Annotated in this window: 26 protein-coding genes and 2 pseudogenes; 12 read left to right on the forward strand and 16 right to left on the reverse strand. The window is 68.1% G+C overall.

Annotated elements, in window-relative coordinates; translation table 11 throughout:
- Window positions 1–18 precede the first annotated feature (18 nt).
- The 6 genes from QQY24_RS32380 to QQY24_RS32405 form a co-directional block, all read right to left on the reverse strand.
- Window positions 19–726: an IS6 family transposase gene (locus tag QQY24_RS32380; protein WP_301976533.1), complete on the reverse strand. Its 708-nt coding sequence runs from the start codon at window positions 724–726 to the stop codon at window positions 19–21.
- A 133-nt stretch (window positions 727–859) separates the two neighbouring features.
- A complete protein-coding gene (locus QQY24_RS32385; RefSeq protein ID WP_301976534.1) occupies window positions 860–1,015 on the reverse strand; it encodes a hypothetical protein in 156 nt (51 codons plus the stop codon).
- Window positions 1,016–1,047: 32 nt separating this feature from the next.
- Window positions 1,048–2,022 carry an NADP-dependent oxidoreductase gene (locus QQY24_RS32390; protein WP_301976535.1) on the reverse strand — a complete coding sequence of 325 codons (975 nt, stop codon included), beginning with the start codon at window positions 2,020–2,022 and terminating at the stop codon, window positions 1,048–1,050.
- A 3-nt stretch (window positions 2,023–2,025) separates the two neighbouring features.
- On the reverse strand, window positions 2,026–2,847 hold the full coding sequence (locus QQY24_RS32395) for an alpha/beta hydrolase fold domain-containing protein (protein ID WP_301976536.1): 822 nt from the start codon (window positions 2,845–2,847) through the stop codon (window positions 2,026–2,028).
- Window positions 2,848–2,979: 132 nt separating this feature from the next.
- The gene (locus QQY24_RS32400; RefSeq protein WP_367658077.1) at window positions 2,980–3,729 is read right to left on the reverse strand and encodes an SDR family NAD(P)-dependent oxidoreductase; all 750 of its coding nucleotides are present in this window, start codon (window positions 3,727–3,729) and stop codon (window positions 2,980–2,982) included.
- A 183-nt stretch (window positions 3,730–3,912) separates the two neighbouring features.
- Window positions 3,913–4,674 carry an SDR family oxidoreductase gene (locus tag QQY24_RS32405; RefSeq protein WP_301976537.1) on the reverse strand — a complete coding sequence of 254 codons (762 nt, stop codon included), beginning with the start codon at window positions 4,672–4,674 and terminating at the stop codon, window positions 3,913–3,915.
- Window positions 4,675–4,811: 137 nt separating this feature from the next.
- Between QQY24_RS32405 and QQY24_RS32410 the strand changes: the two genes are divergently transcribed.
- The 4 genes and pseudogenes from QQY24_RS32410 to QQY24_RS32425 all read left to right on the forward strand — a co-directional run bounded on the left by QQY24_RS32410 (window position 4,812) and on the right by QQY24_RS32425 (window position 8,307).
- The gene (locus tag QQY24_RS32410) at window positions 4,812–5,861 is read left to right on the forward strand and encodes a LysR family transcriptional regulator (protein ID WP_301976538.1); all 1,050 of its coding nucleotides are present in this window, start codon (window positions 4,812–4,814) and stop codon (window positions 5,859–5,861) included.
- An 89-nt stretch (window positions 5,862–5,950) separates the two neighbouring features.
- Entirely contained in the window at window positions 5,951–6,553 is a 603-nt protein-coding gene (locus QQY24_RS32415; RefSeq protein ID WP_301976539.1) for a recombinase family protein, read from the forward strand.
- 43 nt (window positions 6,554–6,596) lie between these two features.
- Window positions 6,597–6,812 (forward strand): annotated as a pseudogene (locus QQY24_RS32420) (transposase); the annotation flags it as partial.
- Between the two features lie 238 nt (window positions 6,813–7,050).
- Window positions 7,051–8,307 carry an IS701 family transposase gene (locus tag QQY24_RS32425; protein WP_301970644.1) on the forward strand — a complete coding sequence of 419 codons (1,257 nt, stop codon included), beginning with the start codon at window positions 7,051–7,053 and terminating at the stop codon, window positions 8,305–8,307.
- Between the two features lie 103 nt (window positions 8,308–8,410).
- Here QQY24_RS32425 and QQY24_RS32430 read toward each other — a convergent pair.
- Together QQY24_RS32430 and galE are read right to left on the reverse strand one after the other, a co-directional pair.
- Window positions 8,411–9,216 (reverse strand): IS5 family transposase gene (locus QQY24_RS32430; RefSeq protein WP_301976855.1). Its coding sequence is split into 2 segments (ribosomal slippage): window positions 8,411–8,871 and window positions 8,871–9,216, totalling 807 coding nucleotides; the frame shifts between segments, so codons are not numbered across the junction.
- Window positions 9,217–9,280: 64 nt separating this feature from the next.
- Window positions 9,281–10,276 (reverse strand): UDP-glucose 4-epimerase GalE, encoded by a 996-nt coding sequence (gene galE / locus QQY24_RS32435; RefSeq protein ID WP_301976540.1) that lies wholly within the window; start codon window positions 10,274–10,276, stop codon window positions 9,281–9,283.
- A gap of 156 nt (window positions 10,277–10,432) precedes the next feature.
- Here galE and istB point away from each other — a divergent pair, with 156 nt between their 5' ends.
- Entirely contained in the window at window positions 10,433–11,215 is a 783-nt protein-coding gene (gene istB / locus QQY24_RS32440) for an IS21-like element helper ATPase IstB (protein ID WP_301976856.1), read from the forward strand.
- Window positions 11,216–11,267: 52 nt separating this feature from the next.
- Here the strand turns inward: istB and QQY24_RS32445 are convergent, their stop codons facing one another.
- A complete protein-coding gene (locus QQY24_RS32445) occupies window positions 11,268–11,906 on the reverse strand; it encodes an HAD family phosphatase (RefSeq protein ID WP_301976541.1) in 639 nt (212 codons plus the stop codon).
- A 561-nt stretch (window positions 11,907–12,467) separates the two neighbouring features.
- Here QQY24_RS32445 and murJ point away from each other — a divergent pair.
- Both murJ and QQY24_RS32455 read left to right on the forward strand, forming a co-directional pair.
- The gene (murJ, locus tag QQY24_RS32450) at window positions 12,468–14,150 is read left to right on the forward strand and encodes a murein biosynthesis integral membrane protein MurJ (RefSeq protein WP_301976542.1); all 1,683 of its coding nucleotides are present in this window, start codon (window positions 12,468–12,470) and stop codon (window positions 14,148–14,150) included.
- 274 nt (window positions 14,151–14,424) lie between these two features.
- Window positions 14,425–15,677 (forward strand): IS3 family transposase gene (locus QQY24_RS32455; RefSeq protein ID WP_301976543.1). Its coding sequence is split into 2 segments (ribosomal slippage): window positions 14,425–14,707 and window positions 14,707–15,677, totalling 1,254 coding nucleotides; the frame shifts between segments, so codons are not numbered across the junction.
- A gap of 5 nt (window positions 15,678–15,682) precedes the next feature.
- On the opposite strand, the gene QQY24_RS32460 is transcribed toward QQY24_RS32455, so the two are convergent.
- From QQY24_RS32460 to QQY24_RS32470, 3 genes are all read right to left on the reverse strand, one after another.
- The gene (locus tag QQY24_RS32460) at window positions 15,683–15,790 is read right to left on the reverse strand and encodes a DUF6000 family protein (RefSeq protein WP_301976544.1); all 108 of its coding nucleotides are present in this window, start codon (window positions 15,788–15,790) and stop codon (window positions 15,683–15,685) included.
- A gap of 35 nt (window positions 15,791–15,825) precedes the next feature.
- Window positions 15,826–17,006 (reverse strand): IS3 family transposase gene (locus tag QQY24_RS32465; RefSeq protein WP_301976545.1). Its coding sequence is split into 2 segments (ribosomal slippage): window positions 15,826–16,719 and window positions 16,722–17,006, totalling 1,179 coding nucleotides; the frame shifts between segments, so codons are not numbered across the junction.
- 200 nt (window positions 17,007–17,206) lie between these two features.
- Entirely contained in the window at window positions 17,207–17,695 is a 489-nt protein-coding gene (locus QQY24_RS32470) for a hypothetical protein (RefSeq protein ID WP_367658066.1), read from the reverse strand.
- A gap of 256 nt (window positions 17,696–17,951) precedes the next feature.
- Between QQY24_RS32470 and QQY24_RS32475 the strand changes: the two genes are divergently transcribed.
- On the forward strand, window positions 17,952–18,224 hold the full coding sequence (locus tag QQY24_RS32475) for a hypothetical protein (protein ID WP_301976546.1): 273 nt from the start codon (window positions 17,952–17,954) through the stop codon (window positions 18,222–18,224).
- On the opposite strand, the gene QQY24_RS32480 is transcribed toward QQY24_RS32475, so the two are convergent.
- The 3 genes from QQY24_RS32480 to QQY24_RS32490 form a co-directional block, all read right to left on the reverse strand.
- Window positions 18,196–18,705 (reverse strand): GNAT family N-acetyltransferase, encoded by a 510-nt coding sequence (locus QQY24_RS32480; RefSeq protein WP_301976547.1) that lies wholly within the window; start codon window positions 18,703–18,705, stop codon window positions 18,196–18,198. The genes QQY24_RS32475 and QQY24_RS32480 overlap by 29 nt on opposite strands.
- Before the next feature lie 72 nt (window positions 18,706–18,777).
- A complete protein-coding gene (locus tag QQY24_RS32485) occupies window positions 18,778–21,090 on the reverse strand; it encodes a site-specific integrase (RefSeq protein WP_301976548.1) in 2,313 nt (770 codons plus the stop codon).
- Between the two features lie 130 nt (window positions 21,091–21,220).
- Window positions 21,221–22,270: a tyrosine-type recombinase/integrase gene (locus QQY24_RS32490; RefSeq protein WP_301976857.1), complete on the reverse strand. Its 1,050-nt coding sequence runs from the start codon at window positions 22,268–22,270 to the stop codon at window positions 21,221–21,223.
- Between the two features lie 305 nt (window positions 22,271–22,575).
- Here QQY24_RS32490 and QQY24_RS32495 point away from each other — a divergent pair.
- From QQY24_RS32495 to QQY24_RS32510, 4 genes and pseudogenes are all read left to right on the forward strand, one after another.
- Window positions 22,576–22,833: pseudogene (locus QQY24_RS32495) on the forward strand (hypothetical protein).
- A complete protein-coding gene (locus QQY24_RS32500) occupies window positions 22,830–22,961 on the forward strand; it encodes a hypothetical protein (RefSeq protein WP_301976549.1) in 132 nt (43 codons plus the stop codon). The pseudogene QQY24_RS32495 and the gene QQY24_RS32500 overlap by 4 nt, the downstream one beginning before the upstream one ends.
- A gap of 4 nt (window positions 22,962–22,965) precedes the next feature.
- Window positions 22,966–23,538 (forward strand): hypothetical protein, encoded by a 573-nt coding sequence (locus QQY24_RS32505; RefSeq protein ID WP_301976550.1) that lies wholly within the window; start codon window positions 22,966–22,968, stop codon window positions 23,536–23,538.
- Between the two features lie 114 nt (window positions 23,539–23,652).
- Window positions 23,653–24,036, forward strand: a complete 384-nt coding sequence (locus tag QQY24_RS32510; RefSeq protein WP_301976551.1) for a hypothetical protein — start codon at window positions 23,653–23,655, stop codon at window positions 24,034–24,036.
- Between the two features lie 342 nt (window positions 24,037–24,378).
- Here the strand turns inward: QQY24_RS32510 and QQY24_RS32520 are convergent.
- A protein-coding gene (locus QQY24_RS32520; protein WP_301976858.1) for an IS5 family transposase occupies window positions 24,379–25,175 on the reverse strand; the annotation gives its coding sequence in 2 pieces (ribosomal slippage) (window positions 24,379–24,837 and window positions 24,840–25,175; 795 coding nt in all).
- Window positions 25,176–25,188: the final 13 nt, after the last annotated feature.

Raw genomic sequence — 25,188 nt, forward strand, 5'->3', positions numbered from 1 at the left:
CGGGTTTCGAAGCGGTGTTCAGGTCCCGGCGGCGCCGGTGGCCTGGTCCCAGATTGCAAAGCGGAGGGTCGTCTCAGCTCGGTAGCCGGGAGCGGTCATCAGGTGGCGGTGGGGCCGGAAGTGCGGTGAGATGCCGCTGAAGGCAGCCAGGAACCGTCGGGCCCCACCGGTACTGCGGAAGCCTTTCATCGCGCGTTCACGCTGCCTTGTCGGCTGATGACTGTTCTCCGCCCGGTTGTTCAGGCCCTTGTGCGAGGGGTGCTCAACGGAGGGCATGACCTCGCGGTGGGCCGCGCTGCAGGAGCGCAGCTTGTCGGTGACGGCCACCCTGGGCACCGTATGGGTCTTCTTCAGCAGCCTGCGGAAGAAGCGCCGGGCCGCAGCGGTGTCCCGTCGGCTCTGCACGAGGATGTCCAAGACGGTGCCGTCGGCGTCCACGGCCCGCCACAGGTACTTCCGCTCTGCGTTGATCTTCATGAAGACCTCATCCAGGTGCCATTTGCCCCCGGGGCGGGGCAGCCGGCGACGCAGGCCGTTGGCGTAGGTCTGCCCGAACTTGGCGCACCAGCGGCGGACCGTCTCATAGGAGACGAGCACGCCGCGCTCCAGCATCAGTTCCCCGACCCCGCGAAAGCTGAGCGGGAAGCGGAAGTACAGCCACACGCAGTGCGCGATGATCTCCACCGGGTACCGGTGCCCCTTGTACGACGACGGCGCGCTGCCCACGGACGACCCCTCCCGGCATGACCAACCAGAAGATCATCCCACCCGGTCAGTCAACGTGACAGTGCCCGCGAGGTTGCTGCTCGACGGTTACGCAGCGCCCTCGATCTCGGCCCACAGCCGGGCGGGGCGGGCGTCACTTCTCGTCCGCACCGGGTTCCGCGCTGTCGAAGATCGGCATCAGGTTGCCGCGGGTAAAGTTCCCATAGGGGAAGAGGTGGGCGATGACCTGTTCCCACGGCCCCTGGGCCAGAGCCGCCGCCGGAAGGGGAAGGATCTCTTCGCTGGGCACTCCCGGGCGACTTCGCCCGGCCTGAGCCAACGTCACCCGGCTGCGTCCCGTGCGTCCCCGGCATTACCGCCCGGGGTGGCGTTTGGCAGGAGGACGACCTTGCCCAACGGGTGGTCGTGTTCCAAGTGGGCGAAGGCCGCCCGGACCTCGGTCAGCGGGTAGGTCCGGCTGATCGGCGCCTCGATCCTGCCGACCGCCGCCAGCCCGGCCAGTTCGGCCAGTACCGCCCGGTCGGTGCCCTCGGCGCTGCCGTGCGACCGGGTGCCGAGCGCGGCGGCGGCGCCGTAGTCGAGCGTGTTGACCCGGCTGGGCGGCACCCCCAGGGACAGCGCGATGCGCGGGTAGTCGCCGCCGTGGAAGTCGAGGAAGGCGTGCGCTGTGCCGCCGCCGTCGCCTTCGATCGCCCGGCGAAGGCGTTCGTCGACCCTGCTTCCATAGCCGACGAGGGCGGCGCCTTGGGACTCCAGCCAGTCCTGGTGCCGGGCCGAGGCGACCGCCACCACGCGCGCCCTGCGCAGGCGCAGGAGTTGAACGGCGAAGCTGCCGACCCCACCCGTGGCCCCGCTGACCACGACCGTCTCCCCGGCCTGCGGGGCGACCGCAGCGACGGCCGCCCAGGCGGCGCTGCCCGCGACGTAGAGGGCACCTGCAGCGGCCCAGGGGAGCGTCTCGGACTTGCGGATGAGCTGGTCCGCCGGGACGACAACGTACTCGGCGTGGCTGGACCGCTCCCAGGACCAGCCAAGGACCGGGTCCCCCAGTGCCCAACTGGCCACTGCGGCCCCGGTCGCGGTGACGGTGCCGGCCAGGTCACTGCCCTGTCCGGAAGGGAACGTCGCAGGAAAGTGCTCGTGCAGGGCCCCGGTGCGGATCTTGGCCTCGCCCGGGTTGATGCCGGCGGCCCGTACCCGGACCAGGACGTCGTGGGGGCCGAGCGGACGCGGTTCGACGTCCTCGACGCCGAGCACGTCGATGTCTCCGTAGCGGTGGAAGCGTACGGCTCGCATGGGTCAGCCCTCCGGGTGGATGTGGCTGTTGAGGAAGGCGGCGACGTGGTCAAGGGCGCGCGCGGCCTCCTCGACGAGGGGGGCGAAGCCCTGGAAGACGTGCGGTGCCCCGGGGAAGGTCTGCAAGGTGACCAGGATGTCGGCGCGGGCGGCGCGGGCGGCCAGCCGCAGGGCGTCGTCGAGCAGGATCTCCCGGGCGCCGGCCTGGATCAGCAGCGGCGGCAGTCCGCGCAGATCGGCGTGGAGCGGGCTGGCGAGCGGGGTGCGCGGATCCGCCCCGGCGAGGTAGTCGGCGGCCCGGATCTGAAGGGCCCGGCGAGTGAGCGCCGGATCCGCCTCCGCCCGGGTCGACATGGTGCCGCCCGACTGGGTCAGGTCCGCCCACGGGGACAGAACCGTCGCGGACGACGGCTGCGGCAGCCCCGCGTCCCGGATCGCCAGCAGCAGGGCGAGGGCCAGTCCGCCACCGGCCGACTCTCCGGTGACCGCGACCGACCCGGCCGGGACACCCCCGTCGAGCAGCGCCCGGCAGGCGGCAAGGGCGTCGTCGACGGCGGCCGGGAAGGGGTGCTCGGGGGCGAGCCGGTAGTCGACGGAGAGGACGGTGGCCGCGGCGCGCCGGGCTATCTCGGAAACCAGGCCGACACTGGCGGCGGCCGAACCCATCGCGTAGGCGCCGCCGTGGAAGTACAGCGCGGTGCCGGCCGGCGGCGCGGCGCCGGCCCGCACCTCGACGGCGGGCACCCCGCCCAGCTCGATGGTCCGGGTGCGGACGTCGTCGGGCAGCGGCGCGGAGCCCAGCATCTCGTCGAAGACGCGGCGCATCTTCCCACGTCGCCGCCCAGGTCCAGCGGGGAGTTCCGCAGCAGGTCGGAGACGGCATTCAGCTGATCACAGGTCATGTCACTGAGTCCTTGCGAGGGGCAGTGGTTGGCGGAGGGAAGGGTGCGGGGCGGCCTACGCCCGGGCGACGTGCAGGACCTTTTCGAAGCCCATGCGCCGCACGAAGTCCGTACGGGCTTCCAGTACCGCGGAGTTGGCCTGCTCCACCATCGAGTTGGTCAGGTCCACCACGCTGCGGAAGGGGCGCTCGCCGAAGGGCAGGGCCAGGATCCTGGTGATCTCCTCGGCGACCACCACCGGGTCGGCCTGCGCGCCCGGGGTGAACAGACCTTCGGTGGTTTCCTCGTTGCGTGCGGCCAACGGGTCCAGGGCCCGATACCCAGCGGCGACATCGGTGGTGTCCGTGGGCCGTGCCGCCTTGGGGAAGTGGTCGGTGCCCTGGGTGAAGGCACCGGGCATGACGATCACGGTCTCGATGCCGAGCGGGGCCACCTCGTAGGAGGTGACCAGCGCCAGCGCGTCCATGGCCGCCTTGGAGACCACGTACGGGCCGAGGAACGGCGGGGTGGTCACCGGGATGGTGCTGCCCACGTAGAGGAGGGTGCCGTGGCCTTGGGCGCGCAGGTGCGGCAGCACGGCCCGGTTCAGCCGCTGGACGCCGAGGGTGTTGACGTCGATCAGGTGGGCGATCTCCTCGGCGGTGAACGCCTCGACATATCCGGTGACCAGGTGACCGGCGTTGTGGACGACGACGTCAAACGTGCCCGCGTCGTCGAGCACGGCCGCCACCGCGTGGTCGGCGGATTCCTGCGAGGTGACGTCGAGTTCGACCACGTGCAGGTCGAGCCGTTCGGCCGCTGCCAGGCGGTTGAGTTCCTCGGCGCGGGCGGCGTTGCGGTGCCGGGGGCTCGCATCGAGGCGTAGACGCGGTGGCCGGCCCGGGCGAGCGCCCGCGCGGTCAGGTTGCCGATGCCGGTGCCGGCACCGGTGATGAGGACGGTTGACATGGTGGTCTTCCGATCGGTGAGGTGGGGTGGGATCGAGAGGTCAGGCGATACCGCCGTTGCTGTACAGCACCTGGCCGTTGATCCAGCGGCCGCCGGGCCCGGCCAGGAAGGCCACCGCCTCGGCGATGTCCTCGGGGGTGCCGAGCCGCTCCAGGGGTGCGGCGGCGGCGATCCGGGCGATCAGCTCCTCGCTCTTGCCCTCGATGAACAGCGGCGTCGCGGTCGGCCCGGGGGCGACTGCGTTGACGGTGACGTCCCGGCCGCGCAGCTCGCGGGCCAGGATCAGGGTCATGGCCTCAACCGCGCCCTTGGTGGCCGCGTAGCCGCCGTAGCCGGGCTGCTGAAGCCGGGTGATAGAAGTGGAGAAGTTGATCAGCGAGCCGCCGGGACGCAGTCGGCGGGCGGCGAGCCGGGAGACGACGAAGGTCCCCCGGACGTTGATCCGGTGCATGCGGTCGAAGTCGTCCAGCTCCATCTCGGCGAGCGGGGCGAGCAGCATGATCCCCGCGGTGTTGACGACGACATCGATGCCGCCGAAACGCGCTTCCGCGGCGTCGAAGAGCTCCGCCATCTCCGCCGGCTCGGCGACGTCGCCGGAGTGGGCAATTGCTGTGCCCCCGGCCGCGGTGATCGACTCGACGATCGCCTCGGCCTTGGCCGCGCTGCCCGCGTAGTGGACTATGGCGGCCGTACCGTTCGCGGCCAGCCGGCGCGCGACCGTGCCGCCGATGCCGCCCGAGCCGCCGATCACCACGGCCACCGTGGGCCGGCCGGATCCGTTCTCCGCTGTCGCGCCGTCCATGACTGCTCCGATCCCGGCATCCGGACGGATGCCCATTGTGATGAGGCCGTTCGCGGGCGATTTGCCCGGCGACGTGATCCACCCTCCGCCCCACGCGCTTATTTGTCTAATGCATGAAATTCATTTACATTATGCGTATGGTGAATATCGAACGGGTCGACCTGAATCTGCTGGCTCCGTTGGCCGCACTGCTGGAGGAACGGCACGTCTCGCACGCCGCCGAACTTGCCGGGATGAGCCAGCCGGCGATGAGCCGGGCGCTGCAACGGCTACGCGACACGCTCGGCGACGAACTGCTGGTGCGCGCGCCGGGCGGCTACCGGCTCACCCCACGGGCCGAGCGCGTGCAGCGCCAGCTGCGAGCGGTGCTGCCGCAGCTGGAAAGCCTCTTCGCCCCCGAGGAGTTCGACCCCGCCGTGGCCGCCGAGGCATTCCGGGTCGCCGGGACCGACTACGCCCGGGTGTTCGCCCCCGCGGTCTTCCAGCGCGTCTTCCAGGAGTCACCGCGCTCCACGCTGCACTTCCGCACGTGGCACAACGCCATCTACGAGGATCTCGACCGAGGCGTCGTCGACCTGGTGTTCCATGCCGGGCCGGGGCCGGTCGCCGCGCTGCGCACGGAGCACTTGTTCGACGACCGGTTTGTCTGCGTCCTGTCCGCGGACCACCCACTGGCCGAGCAACCGGAGATCGCCCTGGAGGAGTATCTGAACGCCACTCACGTGATCGTCGGCACCACCGACGAACGCCAGACTGCGATCGAGGGGCGCCTGGAGGGCCTCGGGACACACCGCCGGGCCGGGCTGACCGTGCCCTACCACTCCCTGGCCGCTCACTCCGTCCTGGGCACCCGGCTGATCCTCACCCTGCCCGCGAGGCTGCTCGCACAGCAGCGCCCGGACACCGAAATCCGGATCCTGCCCGCGCCCGAGGAGATCCGCCCACTGCACTACCAGATGGCCTGGCACCCGCGCCTCGACGGCGACCTGGGGCAGCGTTGGCTCCGGGACACCGTCCGCGCCGTCACGGCCGAACTGCCGGAACCGGCTCCTGGGGGACAGGTGGGGAGACAGGCTGATCACCGGGAGCATCTCGCTGTCGGGTGCGTCAACCAGGCGCGAGGTATTCGTACGCGCCTTCCCATGGGATATCGAATGTCGGCAAACGATCGTCTGCCGACACTCTAGATCGCCATCACGAACCCGCAGGTGGGCAGTGTCGGCAACTCGCGTCGGAAATCAACGTCGGAGAAAGGTCCTTCAGGTAGTTTCCGACAATGCTCATCGGCTACTGCCGCACATCGACGGCCGACCAGAACCCCGATCATCAGATCGACGCTCTTCTTCGCCACGGCGTCGACCGCGACAACATCCACGTCGACGTCGCCAGTGGCGCGAAGGCGTCCCGCCCGAAGCTCGACCTCGTCATGCAGATGCTCCGCGAGGGCGACACCCTGAAGGTCACCCGGCTCGACCGGCTCTCCCGCTCCGTGCTGCACCTGGTGACGCTCGGCGCCGAGCTGCGCGAGCGCGGCATCGGGCTGCACGTCATCGAGCAGGGAATCGACACCGCCACCATGGAGGGCCGCGCGATGTTCGGGATGCTGTCCGTGCTCGCCGAACTCCAGCGCGAACTGATCGTGGCGAACACCAACGACGGGCTCGCCTCCGCACGGGCTCGTGGCCGGGTCGGCGGGCGCCGGCCGCGCCTCACGGCGGATCAGGCCGCGCTCGCCCAACGGCTATACGACGAGCGGGAGAAGACCGTCCAGCAGATCGCCGACATGTTCGGCGTGCCGCGGTCCACGGTGTACGGGCACCTCGACAAGAACAAGACTGTGCCCCGTCAGCCCAAGAAGATCGTGGCCACGAAGCCCTGATCGCTACTTTGCACCTGGGGTCAGAGATAGGAGTCCGGGGCCGGCAAAGACGAACCTCGGAATGACCCTGAAGACCGTCAGCCGCCCGAAGGACGCTGTCGGGTTCGTCATCCTTCCCCGTCGCTGGGTCGTCGAGCGCTCCCTGGCCTGGATCATGCACGCCCGCCGGCATGCGCGGGACTACGAACGGCTCATCCAGCACTCCGAATCGCTGATCACCTGGGCGGCCATCACGCTCATGACCAGGCGAATCACCCGTCAAAGCTCCCGCAGAAGCGGACAGCCGGCCTCCCGCGAAGCCCAGCGGGACTGATCGTCCTCAAGGCCAGAACCATCACCTTGCCCCTGCACCGGCCTGAACTGCGGCTGAACTGCGGCCCTGGAGCACCACTTTCCCACCACCGCCAACGCCTGCACCGCAGCTCAGGACTGAAAGCAGGTACTTAGTACTCCAGCAGCGGTTCGTGTCCTGAGCTGGTGGTTGTCGTTGTCCTGGTATGGAGGGGATGAGTGAAGCCGCTTGCTGGGCCGGCGAGTTGGAGTTGGTGTTCGCTCGGGTGGCGGGCAGGTTCACTCGGGCGGATCTGCGGTGGCGGATGCGGGACTACGTCCGTGGTCTGCTGGGGCGGGCGACACGCAAGAACGGCTGGCAGCTTGCGGAATGGGCAGGTCACCGCACTCCGGACGGCTTTCAGCGGCTGCTGAACAGCAGTGTCTGGGACGCGGACGCCCTGCGTGACGACGTCCGTGCCTACGTCGCCGAACGGCTCGGACCGGGCGGTGTGCTGATCATCGACGACACGGGATTCATCAAGAAGGGCACCACCTCAGCCGGGGTCAGTCGGCAGTACACCGGCACCTCAGGAAAGATCGACAACTGTCAGATCGGCGTGTTCGCCGCCTACGCCACCAGCTCAGGCCGGGCCTTGGTGGACCGGGAGCTCTACCTGCCCAAAGCCTGGACGTCCGACCGTGACCGCTGCCGGGCGGCCAAGATCCCCGACGGGCGAGGCTTTGCGACCAAGGGGGAACTGGCCCGGGACATCGTCCGCCGCTGCCTGGCCGCCGGCCTGCCGGCGTCGTGGGTGACCGCGGATGAGGCCTACGGGCAGGACTGGCACTTCCGCCGCCTGCTCGAGCAGACGGGCGTCGGCTACGTGGTGGCGGTGCCCAAGTCCCAGCAGATCAAGTCCCTGGCCGGCATCTGGCGCATCGACCATCTCATCGATGAAGCACCCGATGATGCCTGGCAGCGGCTGTCCTGCGGCGATGGGGCGAAGGGCCCGCGGATCTACGACTGGGCCGGGGCCAAGTTGCCCGCCAACATCATCTTCGATCCGGATCCGCCGACCCATCACCGGTGGGTGATGGCCCGCCGCAGCCTGTCCGACCCCGAAGATGTGGCCTACTACCTGGCCTACGCACCCGTGGGTGTCGAGATCGCCGAGCTGGTCCGCATCGCCGGCTCCCGCTGGGCGATCGAGGAGTGCTTCCAGGCCGCGAAGAACGAGTGCGGCCTGGACGAGTACGAAGTCCGCCGCTATGTCGGCTGGTATCGGCACATCACCCTGGCCATGCTCGCCCACGCCGTCCTGGCCGCACTCGCAGCACAAGCCCAGGCCGGCGGGGAGGCAAAGGGGGCTGCAGAAACGGATCAGCCACCGTCCCGCTCACCGTGGCAGAGATCCGGCGGCTCCTGGACACTCTCCTGCCCCACCCACGAGCCGACCGCGATCCCATCACCCACGCACTGAACTGGTCCGCCTGGAGAAGACACCGCCAGGCCATCGCCCGCCGCTGCCACTACCGAAAACGCACCTCAGGCCACGAACCGCTGCTGGAGTATTAGAGCTTGTCTCACGTGGCGATCTTTGCGAGTTTCTTGTAGCAGGTCAGGACCGCTGCGAGCCCGAGGAAGGCCAGGAAGTGGCTGCCTTTGCGCTCGTAGCGGACGGTCAGGCGGCGGTAGCCGAAGAGCCAGGAGATCGTCCGTTCGATCTTCCAGCGGTGCCGGCCGAGACGCTCGCCGGACTCGATGCCGGGTCGGGCGATGCGCGGGACGATGCCCCGTTCACGCAGCCACCTCAGCCTCTCGGCGGAGTGGTACGCCTTGTCCGCGCGAAGCCTGCCGGGCCTGCGTCTGCGAGGGCCGCGCCGGGAACGGACGGCGGGGATGCCCAGCACCAGCGGCAGGAGTGCCTGGCTGTCATGGACGTTCGCCCCCGAGACGCCAAGGGCGAGAGGGAGGCCCTGGGCGTCGGACAGGACGTGGAGCTTGCTGCCCTTCTTGCCCCGGTCGACCGGATTGCGCCCGGTCAGCGATCCCCCTTTTTCGCCCGGACGGAGGCGGCGTCCACGATCACCGAGGTCCAGTCCACCTCGCCGCGGGCGCCGAGTTCGTCCAGGACGGCCTGGTGCAGCCGCCGCCACAGCCCGTCCTTGGTCCATGCGGAGAACCGGCGGTGGGCGGTGGCCGGTGAGACGCCGAACGTCTCCGGCAGGTGCCGCCAGACGCAGCCGCTGGTCAGCACGTACACCACGGCCGTGAACACCGCTCGCTCATCCACCGGGGCCGTGCCTCCGCCTTGCGGACGGGAAGCGAACGAAGGCAGCAACGGTGCCACGAGCGACCAGAGTTCGTCAGGAACCAACCGCTGCGACAAACCAACACCCATGGCACGGCATCATGCCGCATCAACCTCACACCACGTGAGACACCCTCTTATATCAATCCTTCAACAGCTCGCCGCGCACGGGCATCCAGTCCAGGGCAGACCGGATGCCGTCCTCCAGGGACAGCTTCGGCGTCCACCCCAGCAGCTCAGCCGCCCGGTCGCTCTTGGTATAAGCGCCGGCGACATCACCGGGCCGCCGATCGGTGTCGATGGTTGCCACGGGTGTGTCGACGACGTTGTTGAACGCGGCGCACAGCTCCCGAACCGTGGTGCCCGAGCCGGTGCCCAGGTTGATCGCGATCGAGCGTTTCGACCCCTCAAGGATAGAGTCGAAACGCTCGATCGCCGCGATGTGGGCTGCGGCGAGATCCCAGACGTGGACATAGTCCCTGATACCCGAGCCGTCACGTGTCTGGTAGTCCGTCCCCGTGACTGGGAATGGACGGCCTTCCTCGTGTGCCTGGATGAGCACACCCAGGGCATGGCTGGGCCTCTTGAGCTGGAGCCCGGTACGCAGCTCCGGGTCGGCCCCGACCGGGTTGAAGTAGCGCAGAGACAACACTCGCGGCCCTGCCATGGCGATGTCGGCGAACATCTCCTCGCACACGGCCTTGGTCCGTGCGTAGGGGCTCTGGGGCGCCAACGGCGAGTCCTCGTCAACGGGCGAGCCGTCCGCGGCCTGATAAATGGAGGCTGAACTGCTGAAGATGATGCGGTCACATCGGTTGCGGTGCAGGTGACTGACGAAGGCCAGGCTCTTTGCCACGTTGGCCTCGTAATAGCCGATCGGGTCCGCGACAGACTCGGGCACCACGATCAGCGCTGCGCAGTGCACCACCGCGGAGATATCCGGGTGCTCCGAGAAGATCCGGTCGACCAGTGCCCCGTCCGCGATGTCGCCCTCGTAGAAGGTACGGCCCTCAGTGAACTCGCGGCGGCCCCGAACGAGGTTGTCGAGGATCACTGGGGTGATGCCTGTGTCCAAGCAGGCAGAGGCGACCGTGCTGCCGATGTAACCGGCTCCACCGGCAATAAGGACCTTCACCACGATGTCTCTCCCGGCCTCGTTTCAGCCCCAGATGGCGATCAACGGCAAGGCTAACGGAGACAATTGGTGAGGGAGCGACAGCTCGGGGCTGATCCGGCCGGGACCGGCTCTCAGGCGCAGGTGCCGCCTGCGCCCGGTAAATCACTCCATCGTCCCATTCCGGCAACTACGGCACTCATCCGTAGCAATCCGAGCTGCGAGGTTCGAAAACAGGCACTGAGGCTTCCGTCGATCCGCAACGAGTTTCCCGACATCGCCGACCGGGCGGTGAAGGACCAGATGACCTACCGCGGCTTCCTCGCCGAATTGCTGATGGCCGAGTGCGACGACCGGGCCCGCCGCCGCTCCGAGAGGCGGATCAAGGCGGCCGGCTTCCCGAGGGAGAAGTCCCTACGGACCTTCGACTTCGACGCCAATCCGAACATCGACCCGGCCACCATCCACACCCTCGCCTCCTGCGAGTGGATCAAGAAGGGACAGCCGCTCTGCCTGATCGGCGACTCCGGCACCGGCAAGTCCCACATGCTCATCGCTCTTGGCACCGAGGCGGCGATGAAGGGCTACCGCGTCCGCTACACCCTGGCCACGAAGCTGGTGAATGAGCTGGTCGAGGCGGCCGACGAGAAGCAGCTCAACAAGACGATCGTCCGCTACGGGCGCGTCGACCTGCTCTGCATCGACGAGCTCGGCTATATGGAACTCGACCGCCACGGCGCTGGACTCCTCTTCCAAGTCCTCACCGAGCGAGAGGAGAAGAACAGCGTCGCGATCGCCTCGAACGAGTCGTTCGGCGGCTGGACGAAGACGTTCACCGATCCTCGTCTCTGCGCGGCCATCGTTGACCGGCTCACGTTCAACGGCACCATCATCGAGACGGGCACCGACTCCTACCGCCTCGCCAGCACACGGGCACGAGCAGAACAGACCGCAGCGGGCTGATCAAGCACTGCAACGCCTGGCCGGCAACCGCTGAAGGCCGGCCAGGCCGACGTCACGCGAGCGGGACACGCCCTGGGACCAAGGGCCCGGCGTCCAAGTGAGCCGCGATGCGCGTGATGGTCCGGACGTTGTCCTCGAACAGGTGCGCTTGCATGCCCGCCGCCCGGGCTGCCTCGACGTTGACTGCGACATCGTCGATGAACAGGCAGTCCTCCGGCCGCACGTTCAAGCTGGCGCATGCGGCCTCAAAGGCACGCAGGTCGGGCTTCTCGATGCCGATCTCGTGGGAATAGACGATCTGCTCCACCAGTTCGTCGAAGTGATACAGCGCCGTCTCCCGCTCCCGGGCGCCGACGAAGCTGTTGCTCAGGATGCCCAGCCTGCAGCGTCCCTGCAGCCCCCGCACATAGTCGATGAGGTCCTCGTTCGGCGTCCCCAGATACTCCGCCCAGAGATCGGCCATGAAGGCTTCAACCTGCGGAGCGTCGAGACCCAGCCGGAGTGCCACCTGCTCGTGCACCTCGCGCTCGCTGATGCTCCCGAGGCTCCCAGCCCGCCACACGTCGCACAGCCGCTCATGGACAGTGCCCAGTGGCAGCTCCAGCCGCTCTTCCCACCGTTGCACCCACCCGGTTTCCGGCGTGATCTCCAGCACGCCGCCGATGTCGAGAATGACGCAGGTCGCGGTCACGCGAACTCCCCCTCTTCGTCCTTGACCAGCGAGCACAGACCGCCCGCTCGTGTGATCGACAGAGTCACTGTCGTCCCTCCCTCTGGGGCAAGGTCAAGCGATCTTCGAAGCTTGTGACATCCCTGTCGCAACCCGTCGACCCGACCGGCCTCAGACAGCAGGTGCCTTCAAAACTCGTGACGATCTGCGAAGCCCCCAACCGGACGATGCCGTCAGAACTCGTTAACAAACGCTGCCAAAAGAAATGAACGAAGCCACGCCAGATCAGCCGCACCGGCCGCGCGAACGGACCCACCACCTGCGGGTCACGGTCCAGCAGCATCAGCTGCGTGCACATCGCCTGCGGCCTGTGCATCTCAAAGCTGGCTTCACCCGCACCGGGACGTCCGACCGGCAGACCGACGGCGCAACTACCGTGCCGTACGAGATGTACGCTAGTGGCGCAGAGCACTTGTTCCGTTGCTGTCGTATTCCTGGTCCACGGTCGCGGCGATGTCGCTGCACGACTGTGCGGGAGGGGACCAACTGGGCCCCCGAGACCTCGGGGCATAGGTTGACGGCATGATCGAGGGGGCGAACTCCGCGGCGCAGACCATGCCGCAGGAGCAGCAGAGAAGGGGGCGGCATGCCGCCCGACGGAAGAAGGACAAGGGCGGGCTGGCTCGTTCGTCCTTACTGATGGCTGTTGGCACCGTGGTGTCACGAGCGACGGGACTGATCCGTCAGGTGCTGCAGGCCGCAGCGCTCGGCACAGGTTTGCTGGCCAGTACGTACAACACGGCGAACACCGTGCCGACGAGCCTGTACACGCTGCTGATCGGTGGGGCGCTCAACGCCGTGTTGGTGCCGCAGCTGGTCCGAGCCAGGGCAACGCAGCCCGATGGCGGACGCGCTTACGAGCAGCGTCTGGTCACGCTCGTGGTCTGTGTACTGGGTGTGGGGACGGCGCTGGCGGTATGGGCGGCGCCGCAGATCGTGGGCCTGTACATGCGGGACACCCCGAACAGTCACGAGGCGTTCGCGTTGACGGTGACGTTCGCGCGGTTCCTGTTGCCGCAGATCTTCTTCTACGGGCTGTTCAGCATCTACGGGCAGATGTTGAACGCTCGCGAGAAGTTCGGCGCGATGATGTGGACCCCGGTGCTGAACAACGTCGTGCTGGTCGGCATGTTCGCCGCCTATTTGGGACTGATGACGGCGCCCGACCGGGTGGAGGACATCACGACCGATCAGGTGCAGTTGCTGGGGATCGGGACGACGGTAGGCATCGCCGTGCAGGCGTTGGCGCTGATCCCGTTCGCGCGGGCTGCCGGTTTCCGTTTCCGCCCGCGGTTCGACTGGCGGGGCACCGGCCTGGGCAAGAGCGTCCACGCGGCGAAGTGGACGCTGCTGTTCGTCTTAGCCAACCAGGTCGCCCTGACGGTGGTCACGAACTACGCCAACGCCGCCGACCAGGAGCTGCCGCAGGCCGGCGCGGGCTACTCGGCCTACACCTACGCGCAGACCATCTGGATGCTGCCGCAGTCGATCGTGACGGTATCCCTGGTGACGGCCTTGCTGCCGCGTATGAGCCGGGCCGTCGCTGAGGGGCGCATCCCGGATCTACGCGCTGACCTGTCCCGGGTGCTGCGGATCAGCGGCGTGGTCATTGTGCCCGCCGCGTTCCTTTTCCTCGCTCTGGGGCCGCAGATCTCATCACTGCTGTTTGCCCACGGGGCGGCGGACGCCGCCTCGGCCCGCCCGCTGGGGTACATGCTGCAGGCGTTCGGACTCGGGCTCGTCCCGTTCTCCGCCCAGTACCTGCTGCTGCGCGGCTTCTACGCCTTCGAAGACACCCGCACTCCGTTCTTCATGGCGGCCTGGATCGCGGGCGTGAACATCGCCTTGGCCACCGCCTGTCATGTGCTCCTGCCCGCCCGCTGGGCGGTCGTCGGGATGGCCGGCGCCTACACCCTCTCCTACGTGGCCGGTCTCGCACTCACCGCGCATCTGCTGCGCAGGAGGCTTGAGGGTCGCATCGACGACGGCGGCCTGCGCCGCACCTACGGGAAACTGTTCTGCGCCGCGGGCCCGGCTGCTGGGCTGGGCTGGGCTGCAGCGCGTGCGTGTGCGGGCCTGGGAAGTGGAACGTGGCCCACGGCCGTCGCACTGGCAACCGGGACGCTGGCGACAGCCGCGGGGTACCTCCTTCTCGCCCGGCTGATGAAGGTCAACGAGTTGCGTCGCCTGCCCGGGATGCGCTGAGTCCAGGCAGACGATGCAAGGAGGCGTGCTTCAGGGACGGTCCTGCGTGCGGCTGGCGATGTAGTCAGTCCAGTTGCGTTTGACGAAATTCGCCCAGTCCGTCGCGTTGTCGATGCTGTGTTTGCGTTCCTGGCCGAGCATCGCGGCGGGCTATTCCCGGCTGGGATGTTCGCGGACATGTATCCGTCGGCGAACGGACGGCCGAGCATGCCGCCGCAGATTCTTGAACCGCCCCGGTTCGAATAGAGACTCGATTTCATGAAAGGATCGAGTCATGGCACGACCTTCCCGTTACCCGCTTGAGCTCCGCCGTCGTGCGGTGCGCATGGTCGCCGAGGTGCGCGACGACTACCCGAACGAGACGGCCGCCCTGCAGGCGGTCACCGACAAGCTCGGCATCGGCTCCCGCGAGACACTGCGGAACTGGCTGAAGCAGCAGGAGATCGACGCGGGGACACGGCCGGGGACGACGACGGAGGAATCGGTCCAGCTCAAGGCGCTGAAGAAGGAGATCGCCGAGCTGAAGCGGGCGAACGAGATCCTGAAGGCGGCGGCGAGTTTCTTCGCGGCCGAGCTCGACCGGCCACACCTGCGCTCGTAGCGTTCATCGACGAGCACCGGGACCGCTTCGGCGGGGTCGAGCCGATCTGCAGGACGCTCACCGAGCACGACTGCAAGATCGCCCTTTCCACCTACTACGCCTACAAGAAACGACTGGCCGCCCCGTCCGCTCGTACCGTGCGGGACACGGAACTCAAGGAGCTGATCCGGCAGGTCTACACCGACAACTACCGTGTCTACGGGGCACGGAAGATCTGGCGGGAACTGAACCGGCAGGGTCATGAGGTGGCCCGCTGCACCGTGGAGCGGCTGATGCGCGAGCTGGGCATCGCCGGCGCCGTCCGCGGCAAGAAGGTCATCACTACGGTCCCGGACCAGCAAGCCGGGCGGGCACCGGACCGGGTGGACCGCGACTTCGTCGCCACGGCACCGAACCGCTGCTGGGTCGCGGATTTCACGCACGTGGCGACCTGGGCCGGGGTGGTCTACGTCGCCTTCGTCGTGGACACCTTCTCCCGCCGTATCGTCGGCTGGTCCGCCGCGACGTCGAAGGAGACCCAGCTCGTCCTGGACGCTCTGGAGATGGCGCTGTGGCAGCGCGACCGCGATGAACGCCCCCACATTCGGGGCGAGTTGATACACCACAGCGATGCGGGCAGCCAATACACCAGTTTCAAGCTGGCCGAACACCTCGACGCGGCCGGCATCGCGGCCTCGATCGGCTCCGTCGGCGACGCCTACGACAACGCCCTGATGGAGAGCACGATCGGCCTGTTCAAAACCGAGTTGATCAAGCCACAGCGACCCTGGAAGACACTCTCCCAGGTCGAGCTGGCCACCGCCGAGTGGGTCGACTGGTACCGCCACCGACGCCTGCACGGTGAGATAGGCCACGTCCCACCCGTTGAGTACGAGACCAACTACTACACGGAACTCACGAAACCACAGGTCACACCCACAATCTGAGATCTCTACCGAACCCGGGGCGGTTCAGTTCTCCGCTCCCGCCAGCCGCCCTCAAGAAGCTTGGCGACCTCATCTGCGGTGATGAGTCCCGCGTCCTCACGAAGGTCTCGCATAAAGGGACTGCTGCATGATCGGGTGACAGCGGGGTTTATGCAGCCAAGGCTGCGGCTGGGGTCATGATGGTCTCGTACTCGACGGGGGTCAATCGGGCCAGGCGTCTTTGACGCCGGCGTCGGTGGTAGGTGCGCTCGATCCAGGTGACGATCGCGATCCGCAGCTCCTGGCGGGTGGCCCAGGCACGGCGGTCGAGGACGTTCTTCTGCAGCAGCGCGAAGAAGCTCTCCATGGCCGCGTTGTCGCCGGCCGCACCGACCCGGCCCATGGAGCCGACCATGTTGTGACGTACGACAACGGACACGAACTTCCGTGAGCGGAACTGCGACCCGCGGTCGGAATGAACAATGCATCCGGCGACCTGGCCGCGACGGGCCACTGCGGATTCAAGGGCTCTCACCGCGAGGCTGGATTTCATTCGGGCGTCGATGGAATAGCCCACGATGCGGCCGGAGTACACGTCCTTGATGGCACACAGATACAGCTTGCCCTCGCCGGTTGGGTGCTCGGTGATGTCTGTCAGCCACAACCGGTTCGGCCCGTCGGTGGTGAAGTTCCGCCGCACCAGGTCATCGTGGACCGGTGGCCCGGCTTTGGCGTTCTTGCCGCGGCCTCTTCGCTTGCCGAAGGCGCTCCACCAGCCGTTGTCCCGGCAGATCCGCCAGGCGGTCCGCTCGGCCATCGCCTCGCCGGCGGCGCGGGCCTCGTCGAGCAGGAAGCGGTGGCCGAACTCTGGATCGTCGCGGTGCGCGTCGAACAGGGCGTTGGCCCGGTATGCCTCGGCCATCTCGGCGTCGGTGACCGGTCTGGTCAGCCACCGGTAGTAGGGCTGGCGGGCCAGCCCGAGCACCCGGCACGTCACCGCCACCGGCACCCGGTGAGGGGCAGCGGCGGCGGCCAGCTCGCGGACGAGCGGGTACATCATTTTGCCGGCAGGTTCGCCTGCGATAGATACGCCGCTGCCCTTCTGAGGACCTCGTTCTCCTGCTCCAGCAGCCGGATGCGCTTGCGGGCCTCGCGCAGCTGGGCCGACTCACCCGACGCCGCTGCCGGCCTGGCGCCCTCGTCGGTGTCGGCACGGCGCAGCCACTTCGACAGAGTGATCGGGTGGACGCCGAAGTCGGCGGCGATCTGTTCCAGCGTGACGCCGGGCTCGCGGTTGCGCGCGACCCGCACGATGTCCTCGCGGAACTCCTTCGGATACGGCTTGGGCACTGCGACATCCTTCCAGGCCGCCTCTCAGCAAGCCAGGTCAGGTGTCACCTATCCGTGCAGCAGTCCCCGCCCCGGCGTCGCACAGCCACCTGTCGGCGTACACGTCGGTGCCCAGGCAGGTACACACGAACATGCTCACCGCGTCGCACACGATGACAATCCAGGGGCCCGCCTTCGTGGCCGGCGAAGCCCGTGCCGTCCTATGGCTCCGGCGACATGGCCGACGCGGGAAGGTCGAGAACGCGGGCAAGGGCGGCTGTGAGGGCAGCGCAATGGCCAGGCAGGTGCCTGGAGGCCCAATCGGCAGCCAGCGCAAGGAAGTCGGCCAGGTCGCGCTCGGCACCGGTTAGCAGGTGGCGGAGCTCAGATACGCACAGCTCGATCACCGGACTGTCGCTCTGCTCGGCGTTGACAGTGAGCCGGACGGTGTCGCCGAAACGCTCCGCAATCGGTGACACGGGGTCGTGGCCGAATCCGAGCAGGCCGCCGTCGTCGACGAACTGGTGCCAGTCGCGCCAGTCCTCCAGCCCATCGCAGCAACCGGGTAGGAAGGTGACGCCTGTGGAGTTGTCGGTGACCCGCAGGCCACCGGCCGCGAAGAGGTTGTCGAACGTCAGCAGTCCGTGAAAGAACGGAGTCGAGTGCGTCGGCCGGACGAGGCGGCCGATCGTCGTCGGGGTCGATGTCATTGCAGCTGGCGATGCGCATCATGGCCGTCCCGACCTCCGCGGGCGAGAGCTCACCGCTGAGAGGCAGAAAGGCAAACGACTGGACCTCGGCGACAGGCCAGAGGTCGAAGCCGTCAGGTGCGTATATCTCCAGGACGGGCTACATCACGATCACCCAGCGAAGTGTTCCGCATCCCGCACCCGTAGCGCCCCCGGATTACGCCGAGCGCCTCGTCTCGGCCATGGGAACTGAGCACCTTCGTACCGTCCTGAGCAGATGCTGGTGTACGCCGACTCCACCCCACGATTGAGTTCACGGACGCTATTCCGCACGGTCGAATATCCGAACTTGCCGATACTCGCGGAGAAGGCCGGGAAGACCGGCTACATCAAGCACGCCACGGTCGTCCGCAAGGCCGACGGCGAGGGCACCGAATACCCGAAGGCCGTCCAGGACGTCTCCGGTCCCGGAACCGCGCTGATGGAGCTGGACCTTCTCTGCACCAACGGCTCAGTGATGGTCAGGTCAAATCGGTGCGTGGGTCGATGATCCAGTGATTGGTGTCCAGAACGCGACCGGCGAACTCCAGGCTCTGTTCTTCAACGAACGTAAAGCCGACAGCGCGGCAGATGCCATTGGAAGGCAGGTTGCTGGTTGCGGGGAAGGCGTGGATGAGTCCCCAGCGGCCGTCCTCCCTGGCCATCTCAAGCAGTGCCCGCACGGCTCGCTTGCCGTAGCCCTGGCCTTGGAAGGCGGGCAGGACCATCCAACCGATTTCGGATATGTACTGGTCGTCGGCTTCGTGGGACCACAGCGAGACAGTTCCGGCGACGACCGAGGGGTCAGCCGCTTCGGGGGTGATCATTTTGGTCCAGGCGGTGTCCTCGGCAGCCCGGCGGACATCGCGCTGCACCTTCTCATCCATGCCTTCTCGCGGCAGTGGACCCCCGAGATCTTTCATCATGTCGGGATCGCATCGCATCCGGATGTAAGCGTCGACATCCTCAAGCACCACATTGCGCAACAGCATTCTGGGCCTCCTGGTTGGCAGCGATTGTCCAATGTGATCACGCAGCTCGCACTGCTGGCGTCTGTGCTCCTCTCACCCCCCTGTGATCTGGGACTTCTGATGTGGGACGACGGGAAGCCCAAGCGAAACCTGGCCACTCCGCTGGAAACGGCGGGCCTGCTCGCGCTTGCTGCGCAGGAAGGTGAGGGTGAGATCGAGTCCGTCGATCTCACCCCGCCAGTCCTCAGCGACAGCGCGCTCGCGGCGGGCGAGGAGGTCCTCCTCCAACTCGTCCAGGCGGGGCAGCATCTTCGGGTTGATGCTGAGCATCGGGCAGCGGATGCAGGCGTGCTCGTGCGCGCACGGAGTGCCGTAGGGACGGCCGCAGGAGCCGAGCTCGACGCGACGCTTGTCGAAGTGCTCCTGGAAGTCCTCCCACTCGTCGCGGGTGGGCTCTCGGTACTCGTCCGTCGGCCGTGCTGCTCGGCGTCGGGCGAGGAACTGGTGATAGTGGCTGATGACGTCCTCGTCGAAGACCGCGACATAACCGCGAGTGGTGCGGATGTCGAGGTGCCCGAGCAGGGCGGCGCCGATGTGAATGGGCAGGCCGTTGTTCACCAGCTCGGTGGCGAACAGCCGTCGGAAGTCGTGCAGGGCGAAGTGCACGTTGGCGAACTCCGGGTGCGTGGCGGCCAGCTCATTGCACGCACGTCGCACGATGCGCCACACCGTCGTGCTGGACATGCCGCGCTGGCTGCTGCTGTGGACGGTCTGGAAGAGGTAGGGCAGTTCCTCGCTCCACACCTTCTCGTGCAGGTCGTATCGGGCGCAGACCGGGACGGTGCCGTGTTCCTCGCGGTGGCGGCGGATGACCTGGGCAATGACGTGGAACAGCTCGGCCGACATGGGGATGACGCGTTCACGGTCGCTCTTGGACGGGCTGACGACCAGGAGCGCGACGACCTCGCCGTTCGGGCGCTGGTACTGCCGGACGCTGAGGTGACTCAGTTCGGTGAGTTCCTCGGCGCGCAGGCCAGCCAGCCGGAGTGTCTCCACGACGGCCCACTGCCAAAACGCGGCGTTCTCGTCCTGGGAGACGCGTACGAGGTCGCCAGTGGAGCGGTTGACCACACGGACTGGTGGCCGGTTGTGGCGCTCGTTGCAGGACACCCGAAGCCACGTGGTGCCGTCCTGTACGAACTCTTCGCCGGGGTTCACGCTCTGCGCGGCCTTGAGCAGTTCTCTGCGCTGGTGCCAGGTGTCGTTGACGTGCTGGGAGAGGATCGGCAGCAGCGGCTGGCGGACTCGCGTGCGGTTGGCGATCCGTTCGTTGAGGCGGCGTCGACGCAGCTGGAAGTGACGCAGGTCGGCGTCCCGGACCGGGCAGGGCGCGACCCATTTCGCCCACCGCTCGGGCTCGGCGACGGACCAGGTGTGCAGGTCGAGGTAGAGGGACCGGACCGCCAGCAGCGGGCCGTCCATGTCCAGACGCGGCTTGCCGCCGGGCAGGACCAGCAGCTTCTCCTTCCACTGTGTGAAGGTCTCCTCCGACAGCCGCAGGTCGGCCTGCTCAGGATTGATCTCCTCGATCACCTTCCAGAACGTCTTGACCAGGCGGGTGATCAGGTGCCGCAGGGTCGAGTAGTTCAGCTCGGCGGAGCGGCGGCGTACGTACTCCACCAACAGGTCCCGCACCTCGCGGTTGCGCAGCTGATGGCGGTCCACGGCTTCCTCGATCGACAACTGCCCGCGGGTGACAGCAGCCCGCAGAGTTCGCGGAGCGGAGCGCGGAAACTGCCCCATCTCGTGCAACACCGGCCAGGCCAGTGTGCCGGAGAAGGTGCCCGACTCGGCGTCTTCCCCGGCCAGAGCATGGGCTCGGCATTCGACGGCGTAGTGCAGCAGGGCCTCGGGCGTGAGCCCGTCCAGGTCGATCCCGAAGACCGTCAACGCGTAGCAGACGTCGGACTTCGCCCGGCCACGACGGGAGGAGCCGACGGGCAGCTGATCGACCCGCTCGCAGAACTCCTCCAGCCACGGATCATTCGCGATACTGCGGAACCACGGGGTGTAGCGGGTGAAGGTGTTGGAGCGCAGGCCCAGCAGTGTGGGTCGGATCAACCGCATGGCGAAGCAACGGCCTGCCGCCGCGCTCAGCCGACGACTCAGGGCACGGTCGTCCCCAGCGACCCGGCCGACGGGAATGCCCGCATCGTGGCCGGTCGCTTCCCAGCGCTCCTGCCAGGTATCTCCGGGAAAACCGGTCAGGTAGCCGAGGAACTCCTGCATTTCTTGACGTGCTCGCCACGTCTTGGAGCCGGCAGGCAGGAAGTGCCCGATGACCACCTCGGTGATCTCCTCCACCGAGGCCGTCGCGAAGTCCCCAAGCGAGCGAGGCGGCCGCATCGGCCGTGGCGGAGGGGCGGGAACGATGGCAGTAGGCTCGAAGTTTCCGGTCGACACCCGGCCTTCGGCACTCTCATGACGGCGGACCCGGTTGGTCGTCGGGCCTTGAAGCCGCAGGCTGTCGCCGACTTTAGCGCCCGGCACCGAACACCGCCTCGATGTCGCTCGCCTCGTATCGCTGCGGCCATGTGGCCGGCTGGACCGGCCGTGCGTAGTGCTCTGCGAGCTTGTCCACCAGGTCGTCCAGTCCGACCACGGTGTAAAGGGCCGTGGTGCTGATATGGGCATGTCGCAGGATCGTCTGCACCTCCACCAGCGTCAGCTCCGGGTCGCGGGCGAGTCGCGTCGCGGCGGTGTGCCGCAGGTCGTGCAGTGTCCAGTTCGCCCCGATCGCTTCGTCCGCGCGCTGGATGATGCGGCGGGCCGCCCAATAGGTCAGCGGTCTCGGCTGGCCGCGGCGGGTGCGCCAGAGCGGCATGCCGTCGGGTGGGAGCCCAGCCTCCTCCAGGTAGGCGGCGAGGTGGGCGAGGGCCTCGGGCGATACCGGAACCGGTTGTCGGGCCCGGCTGCCTTTGGAGATCACCCACAACTGGCCCTTGGTCCAGTTGACGTCTCCGAGTTCAACCCCGAGCAGTTCGGAGGCTCGGGCGCCAGACGAGACATAGCAGGACAGCAATGCCCGGTCCCGTGCGCACTTCATCTGCGTGAACAGTTCGTCCCACTGGTGATCGGGCAGTGTCCGCGGTTGCCGGGCAGGCACCTTCGGCCGCAGCCGACCGCGCCGGTACGCGGCCCGAGCCTCGATCAGCGACAGGTGCGCGAGCGCAGCACGGCGTGCCCTGTTCTCAGGCACCGGGTTCACCACCGGACCCCGGCCGAAGTGCAGGTGAAAGGCGTAGAACCCATGAACTGCCGAAAGGTTGTGCGCGATGGTCGCCGGCGCGTACCCGGCCCGAAGCGTCGGCTTGCCCGTCTTCGGATTCACCGTCCCGGCCCGGTGGCCACCTGCCCGCCGCTGGCGCTGCGGGTTGCGAGCCGAACGGAGCCAGCCCACCAACGCGGCGGTCTCCGCCTCGGTGGCCTGCTCCCAGCCCACATCCAGTGCCCAGAGCACTCGGTACCAGCGCAGCAGGTCAAAGCCGTAGCTGCGACATGTCAGCGGGCTGACATCGCCCAGCATCCGGTCCCGAAGGTAACTGCTGACCGGCTCGATCTCCCGACCAGCAGCATCTATCACCCGCCACGGCAACGAAGGCGACTCGCCTTCTACCACCGCCCCCATCCGGGGCAGCCGTACCCGGCCGTCAATCAGATCTCGATGAATCGAAGGAGCTTCATGCACCCCCGCATGCTCTTGAACCAAGGTCACGGAGTCGAGCCGTGGCCTGAGCTAGTGCAGTCAACTGACCAGGCGGCGCACCGCGCGATCGGCGTGGCCGCCGCCCTGGTCACCACCTGGATCACCCTGCGCAAGGGCGACCACCGGTGACGCCCGCGTGCGGCTGGGACCAGGCCGTCTTCCGGTGCGGACGGTGCGGCATCGAGCACACCGCCACCACCGAGGACGACTACCTCAAGGCCGTCGGTGCCCACCAGGACGCCCACGCCGTGTAGGACCGGCTCACCCCCATCGAGCGCGACGGCTTCGCCTCGATCCTGCGCACCATCCTGTCCGCGCCGGACCTCGCCGTGGAGTTCTTGGCCCTCGCCGACCGGCAGGCGACGGGAGGCGACAGCCGGTGAGCACCCCCGCCATCTTCTTCGCCACCTACGCCAGCCTCGCCGGCGCGCTCATCACCCCGTTCGTGATCTCCGCCGCCCGCCGAACCATCGCCCGCATCCACGCCCAGGCCGACCAGAAGGAGCAGTGATCCCATGCCACTCACCCTTTTCTCCCGTACCCGCACCGCCACCGAGCCGGAGCACACCTCGCAGCCGCGGCCGGAGATCGGCGAGACCTGGAAGCCCGAGGGTGTGATCGTCACCCAGCGCTTCCTCGGGCTGGCCGGTGCCGTCGTCCTCGTCTACACCGCCGACGCCAGCGTCAACGGCACCACCTACGCCGTCGCCTGCCTGGGCTGCTCGTACCGCACCCGCACCAAGGACCGGGACTACAGCATCGCCTCCGAGCAGCCGGGCGGGGAGATCGCCAACGCCCACGCCGCCCAGTGCCGGGCGCTGCCCCGCGACCTGCCCGCCCGCCCCGACGACGACACCGCCCGCGAGATCGTGCTCCGGCGGCTGAACGCGGAACGCCGCTCCGACTACGACTCCACGGTCTACCTCACCGCCTTCCACCTGGACCGCCTCGCCCTCCAGCGCTCCACCGAGTGGACCGAGGAGGAGCTGCAGCGCCTCGCGGACGAGCAGCCGGAGTTCCTGACCGCCAAGCCGCGCACCTACGGCACCGGCACCGAGTTCACGATCCTGCGCCGCCCCCAGCGCTGACCGGACGCTCTCCGTACGGCCCCGCCGCACCGCCCCCGGGCGGGCGACGGCGGGGCCATGCGGTGTCCGTCCGGTCAGCCGAGACCGGACGACCGGCCCTCCCCGGAGGTCACCGTGCCCCTCGCCCGCCGCTCCCTCATGGAAGCCGCCGCCGCCCGCTTCGGCTGGCGCCGCGCCTACGGCGACACCACACAGGTCGACGCGCTGCTCACCGAGCAGACCGAGACCGCCTACACCGCAGCCGCCCACCACGCGGCCCTGGCGACCGCCAAGAACACCGACGTCCTCACCGTGCAGCCCTGCGTCCTGGACGTCCGCGGCCGCGTCCTGGCCGACGTCCTCTACCTGGAGGGCGTCCTGACCGGCGCCCGCAACCGCGGCCTGCCCCCGGAGCTCATCGAGCGCCTGGAGGACGCCGTCGGCCACGGCCACGAGCTGACCGTGCTGCTCGCGGACACCGTCCGCATCACCGCCGCCCACACGCTGCCCGGCCACTGAGCACCGGGTCACGACCAGCGATGGAGGAAGATGGGACGTCATGCCGCTTCGCTACTTCGAGGTTGACGTCCCGATACACCACACCACCAACCGCCAGCTGAAGGGCGTACACGTCTTCACCGGCGAGGCGTCGTCCAAGAGCGAGGCCCTGCGCATCGCACACGAGGTGTACGACGCGGCGCTCGCCGCGCAGCAGGCCGGCCTCGAGGTTCCCGGCAAGCAGGCCGGGGCTGGGGAGCGCAAGGGCTTCGGCCCGACTGGGCGCTCGACTGGCAGGCCGCGAAGGCCAGCCCCTGGCACGACCCCTACAGCTGGCTCAGCCACGACCCCTTAGACGTCGTCTCATTTGGTGAGTCTGCGGTAGCAGATGAGGCTGCAGGCGATGGCGGTGAAGGCCAGGAAGTGCTCGGCCTTGCGTTCGTAGCGGCGGTGTAAGCGACGGCAGCCGCCCAGCCAGGACATCGTGCGCTCGATCGTCCAGCGGTGCCGGCCCAGCCGGGTGGAGGACTCGATGCCCTTGCGGGCGATGCGGTGCCGGATGCCCCGCTTGCGTAGCCAGCGGCGCAGGTGGTCGTAGTCGTATCCCTTGTCCGCGTGCAGTTTGGCGGGCCGTCGCCTGCGCGGGCCGCGGCGGGAGCGGATCGGCGGGATGCCGCGCACGAGCGGCTCGAGTGCCTGGCTGTCGTGCAGGTTCGCGCCGGAGATCCCGATCGAGAGGGGTAAACCGGTCCGCTCGGTGATCAAGTGGATCTTCGAGCCTTTCTTGCCCCGGTCCACAGGATTCGGACCTGTCAGGTCCCCCCTTTCAGGGCCCGCATGTTCACCGAGTCGATCGCACACCGCGACCAGTCCAGATCTCCGCGCGAGCCCAGCTCGTCGAGGATGAGGCGGTGCAGCTTCGCCCAGACCCGGGCGGCACTCCACTCGGTGAAGCGCCGGTGCGCGGTCGGCCCTGAGGGGCCGAAGACCGGCGGCAACTGCCGCCAGGTACAGCCCGTCGTGGCCACGAAGATGATCGCGGCCAGCACCTCGCGATCCCCGTATCGCCGCCGACCGCCGCCCTGCGGCCGCGATGGAGCAGGCGGGACCACCCGCTCGAACAGCTCCCACAATTCATCCGGCACCATGCGCTCGACCATCACCACACCGGCA

This window comes from Streptomyces sp. TG1A-8, from assembly GCF_030499535.1.
Taxonomy (GTDB): Bacteria; Actinomycetota; Actinomycetes; order Streptomycetales; family Streptomycetaceae; genus Streptomyces.

What these genes read in the sequence shown, in the direction of transcription:
- murJ (WP_301976542.1), top strand. Translation starts at nt 12,468, where the DNA reads ATGATCGAGGGGGCGAACTCCGCGGCGCAGACCATGCCGCAGGAGCAG.
- QQY24_RS32460 (WP_301976544.1), bottom strand. Translation starts at nt 15,790, where the DNA reads ATGCGAGACCTTCGTGAGGACGCGGGACTCATCACCGCAGATGAGGTC.
- QQY24_RS32425 (WP_301970644.1), top strand. Translation starts at nt 7,051, where the DNA reads ATGGAGGGGATGAGTGAAGCCGCTTGCTGGGCCGGCGAGTTGGAGTTG.
- QQY24_RS32485 (WP_301976548.1), bottom strand. Translation starts at nt 21,090, where the DNA reads ATGCGGCCGCCTCGCTCGCTTGGGGACTTCGCGACGGCCTCGGTGGAG.
- QQY24_RS32395 (WP_301976536.1), bottom strand. Translation starts at nt 2,847, where the DNA reads ATGCGCCGCGTCTTCGACGAGATGCTGGGCTCCGCGCCGCTGCCCGAC.
- QQY24_RS32480 (WP_301976547.1), bottom strand. Translation starts at nt 18,705, where the DNA reads ATGCTGTTGCGCAATGTGGTGCTTGAGGATGTCGACGCTTACATCCGG.
- QQY24_RS32410 (WP_301976538.1), top strand. Translation starts at nt 4,812, where the DNA reads ATGGTGAATATCGAACGGGTCGACCTGAATCTGCTGGCTCCGTTGGCC.
- QQY24_RS32415 (WP_301976539.1), top strand. Translation starts at nt 5,951, where the DNA reads ATGCTCATCGGCTACTGCCGCACATCGACGGCCGACCAGAACCCCGAT.
- QQY24_RS32405 (WP_301976537.1), bottom strand. Translation starts at nt 4,674, where the DNA reads ATGGACGGCGCGACAGCGGAGAACGGATCCGGCCGGCCCACGGTGGCC.
- QQY24_RS32470 (WP_367658066.1), bottom strand. Translation starts at nt 17,695, where the DNA reads ATGACATCGACCCCGACGACGATCGGCCGCCTCGTCCGGCCGACGCAC.
- QQY24_RS32390 (WP_301976535.1), bottom strand. Translation starts at nt 2,022, where the DNA reads ATGCGAGCCGTACGCTTCCACCGCTACGGAGACATCGACGTGCTCGGC.
- QQY24_RS32505 (WP_301976550.1), top strand. Translation starts at nt 22,966, where the DNA reads ATGCCACTCACCCTTTTCTCCCGTACCCGCACCGCCACCGAGCCGGAG.
- QQY24_RS32490 (WP_301976857.1), bottom strand. Translation starts at nt 22,270, where the DNA reads ATGCTGGGCGATGTCAGCCCGCTGACATGTCGCAGCTACGGCTTTGAC.
- QQY24_RS32475 (WP_301976546.1), top strand. Translation starts at nt 17,952, where the DNA reads ATGCTGGTGTACGCCGACTCCACCCCACGATTGAGTTCACGGACGCTA.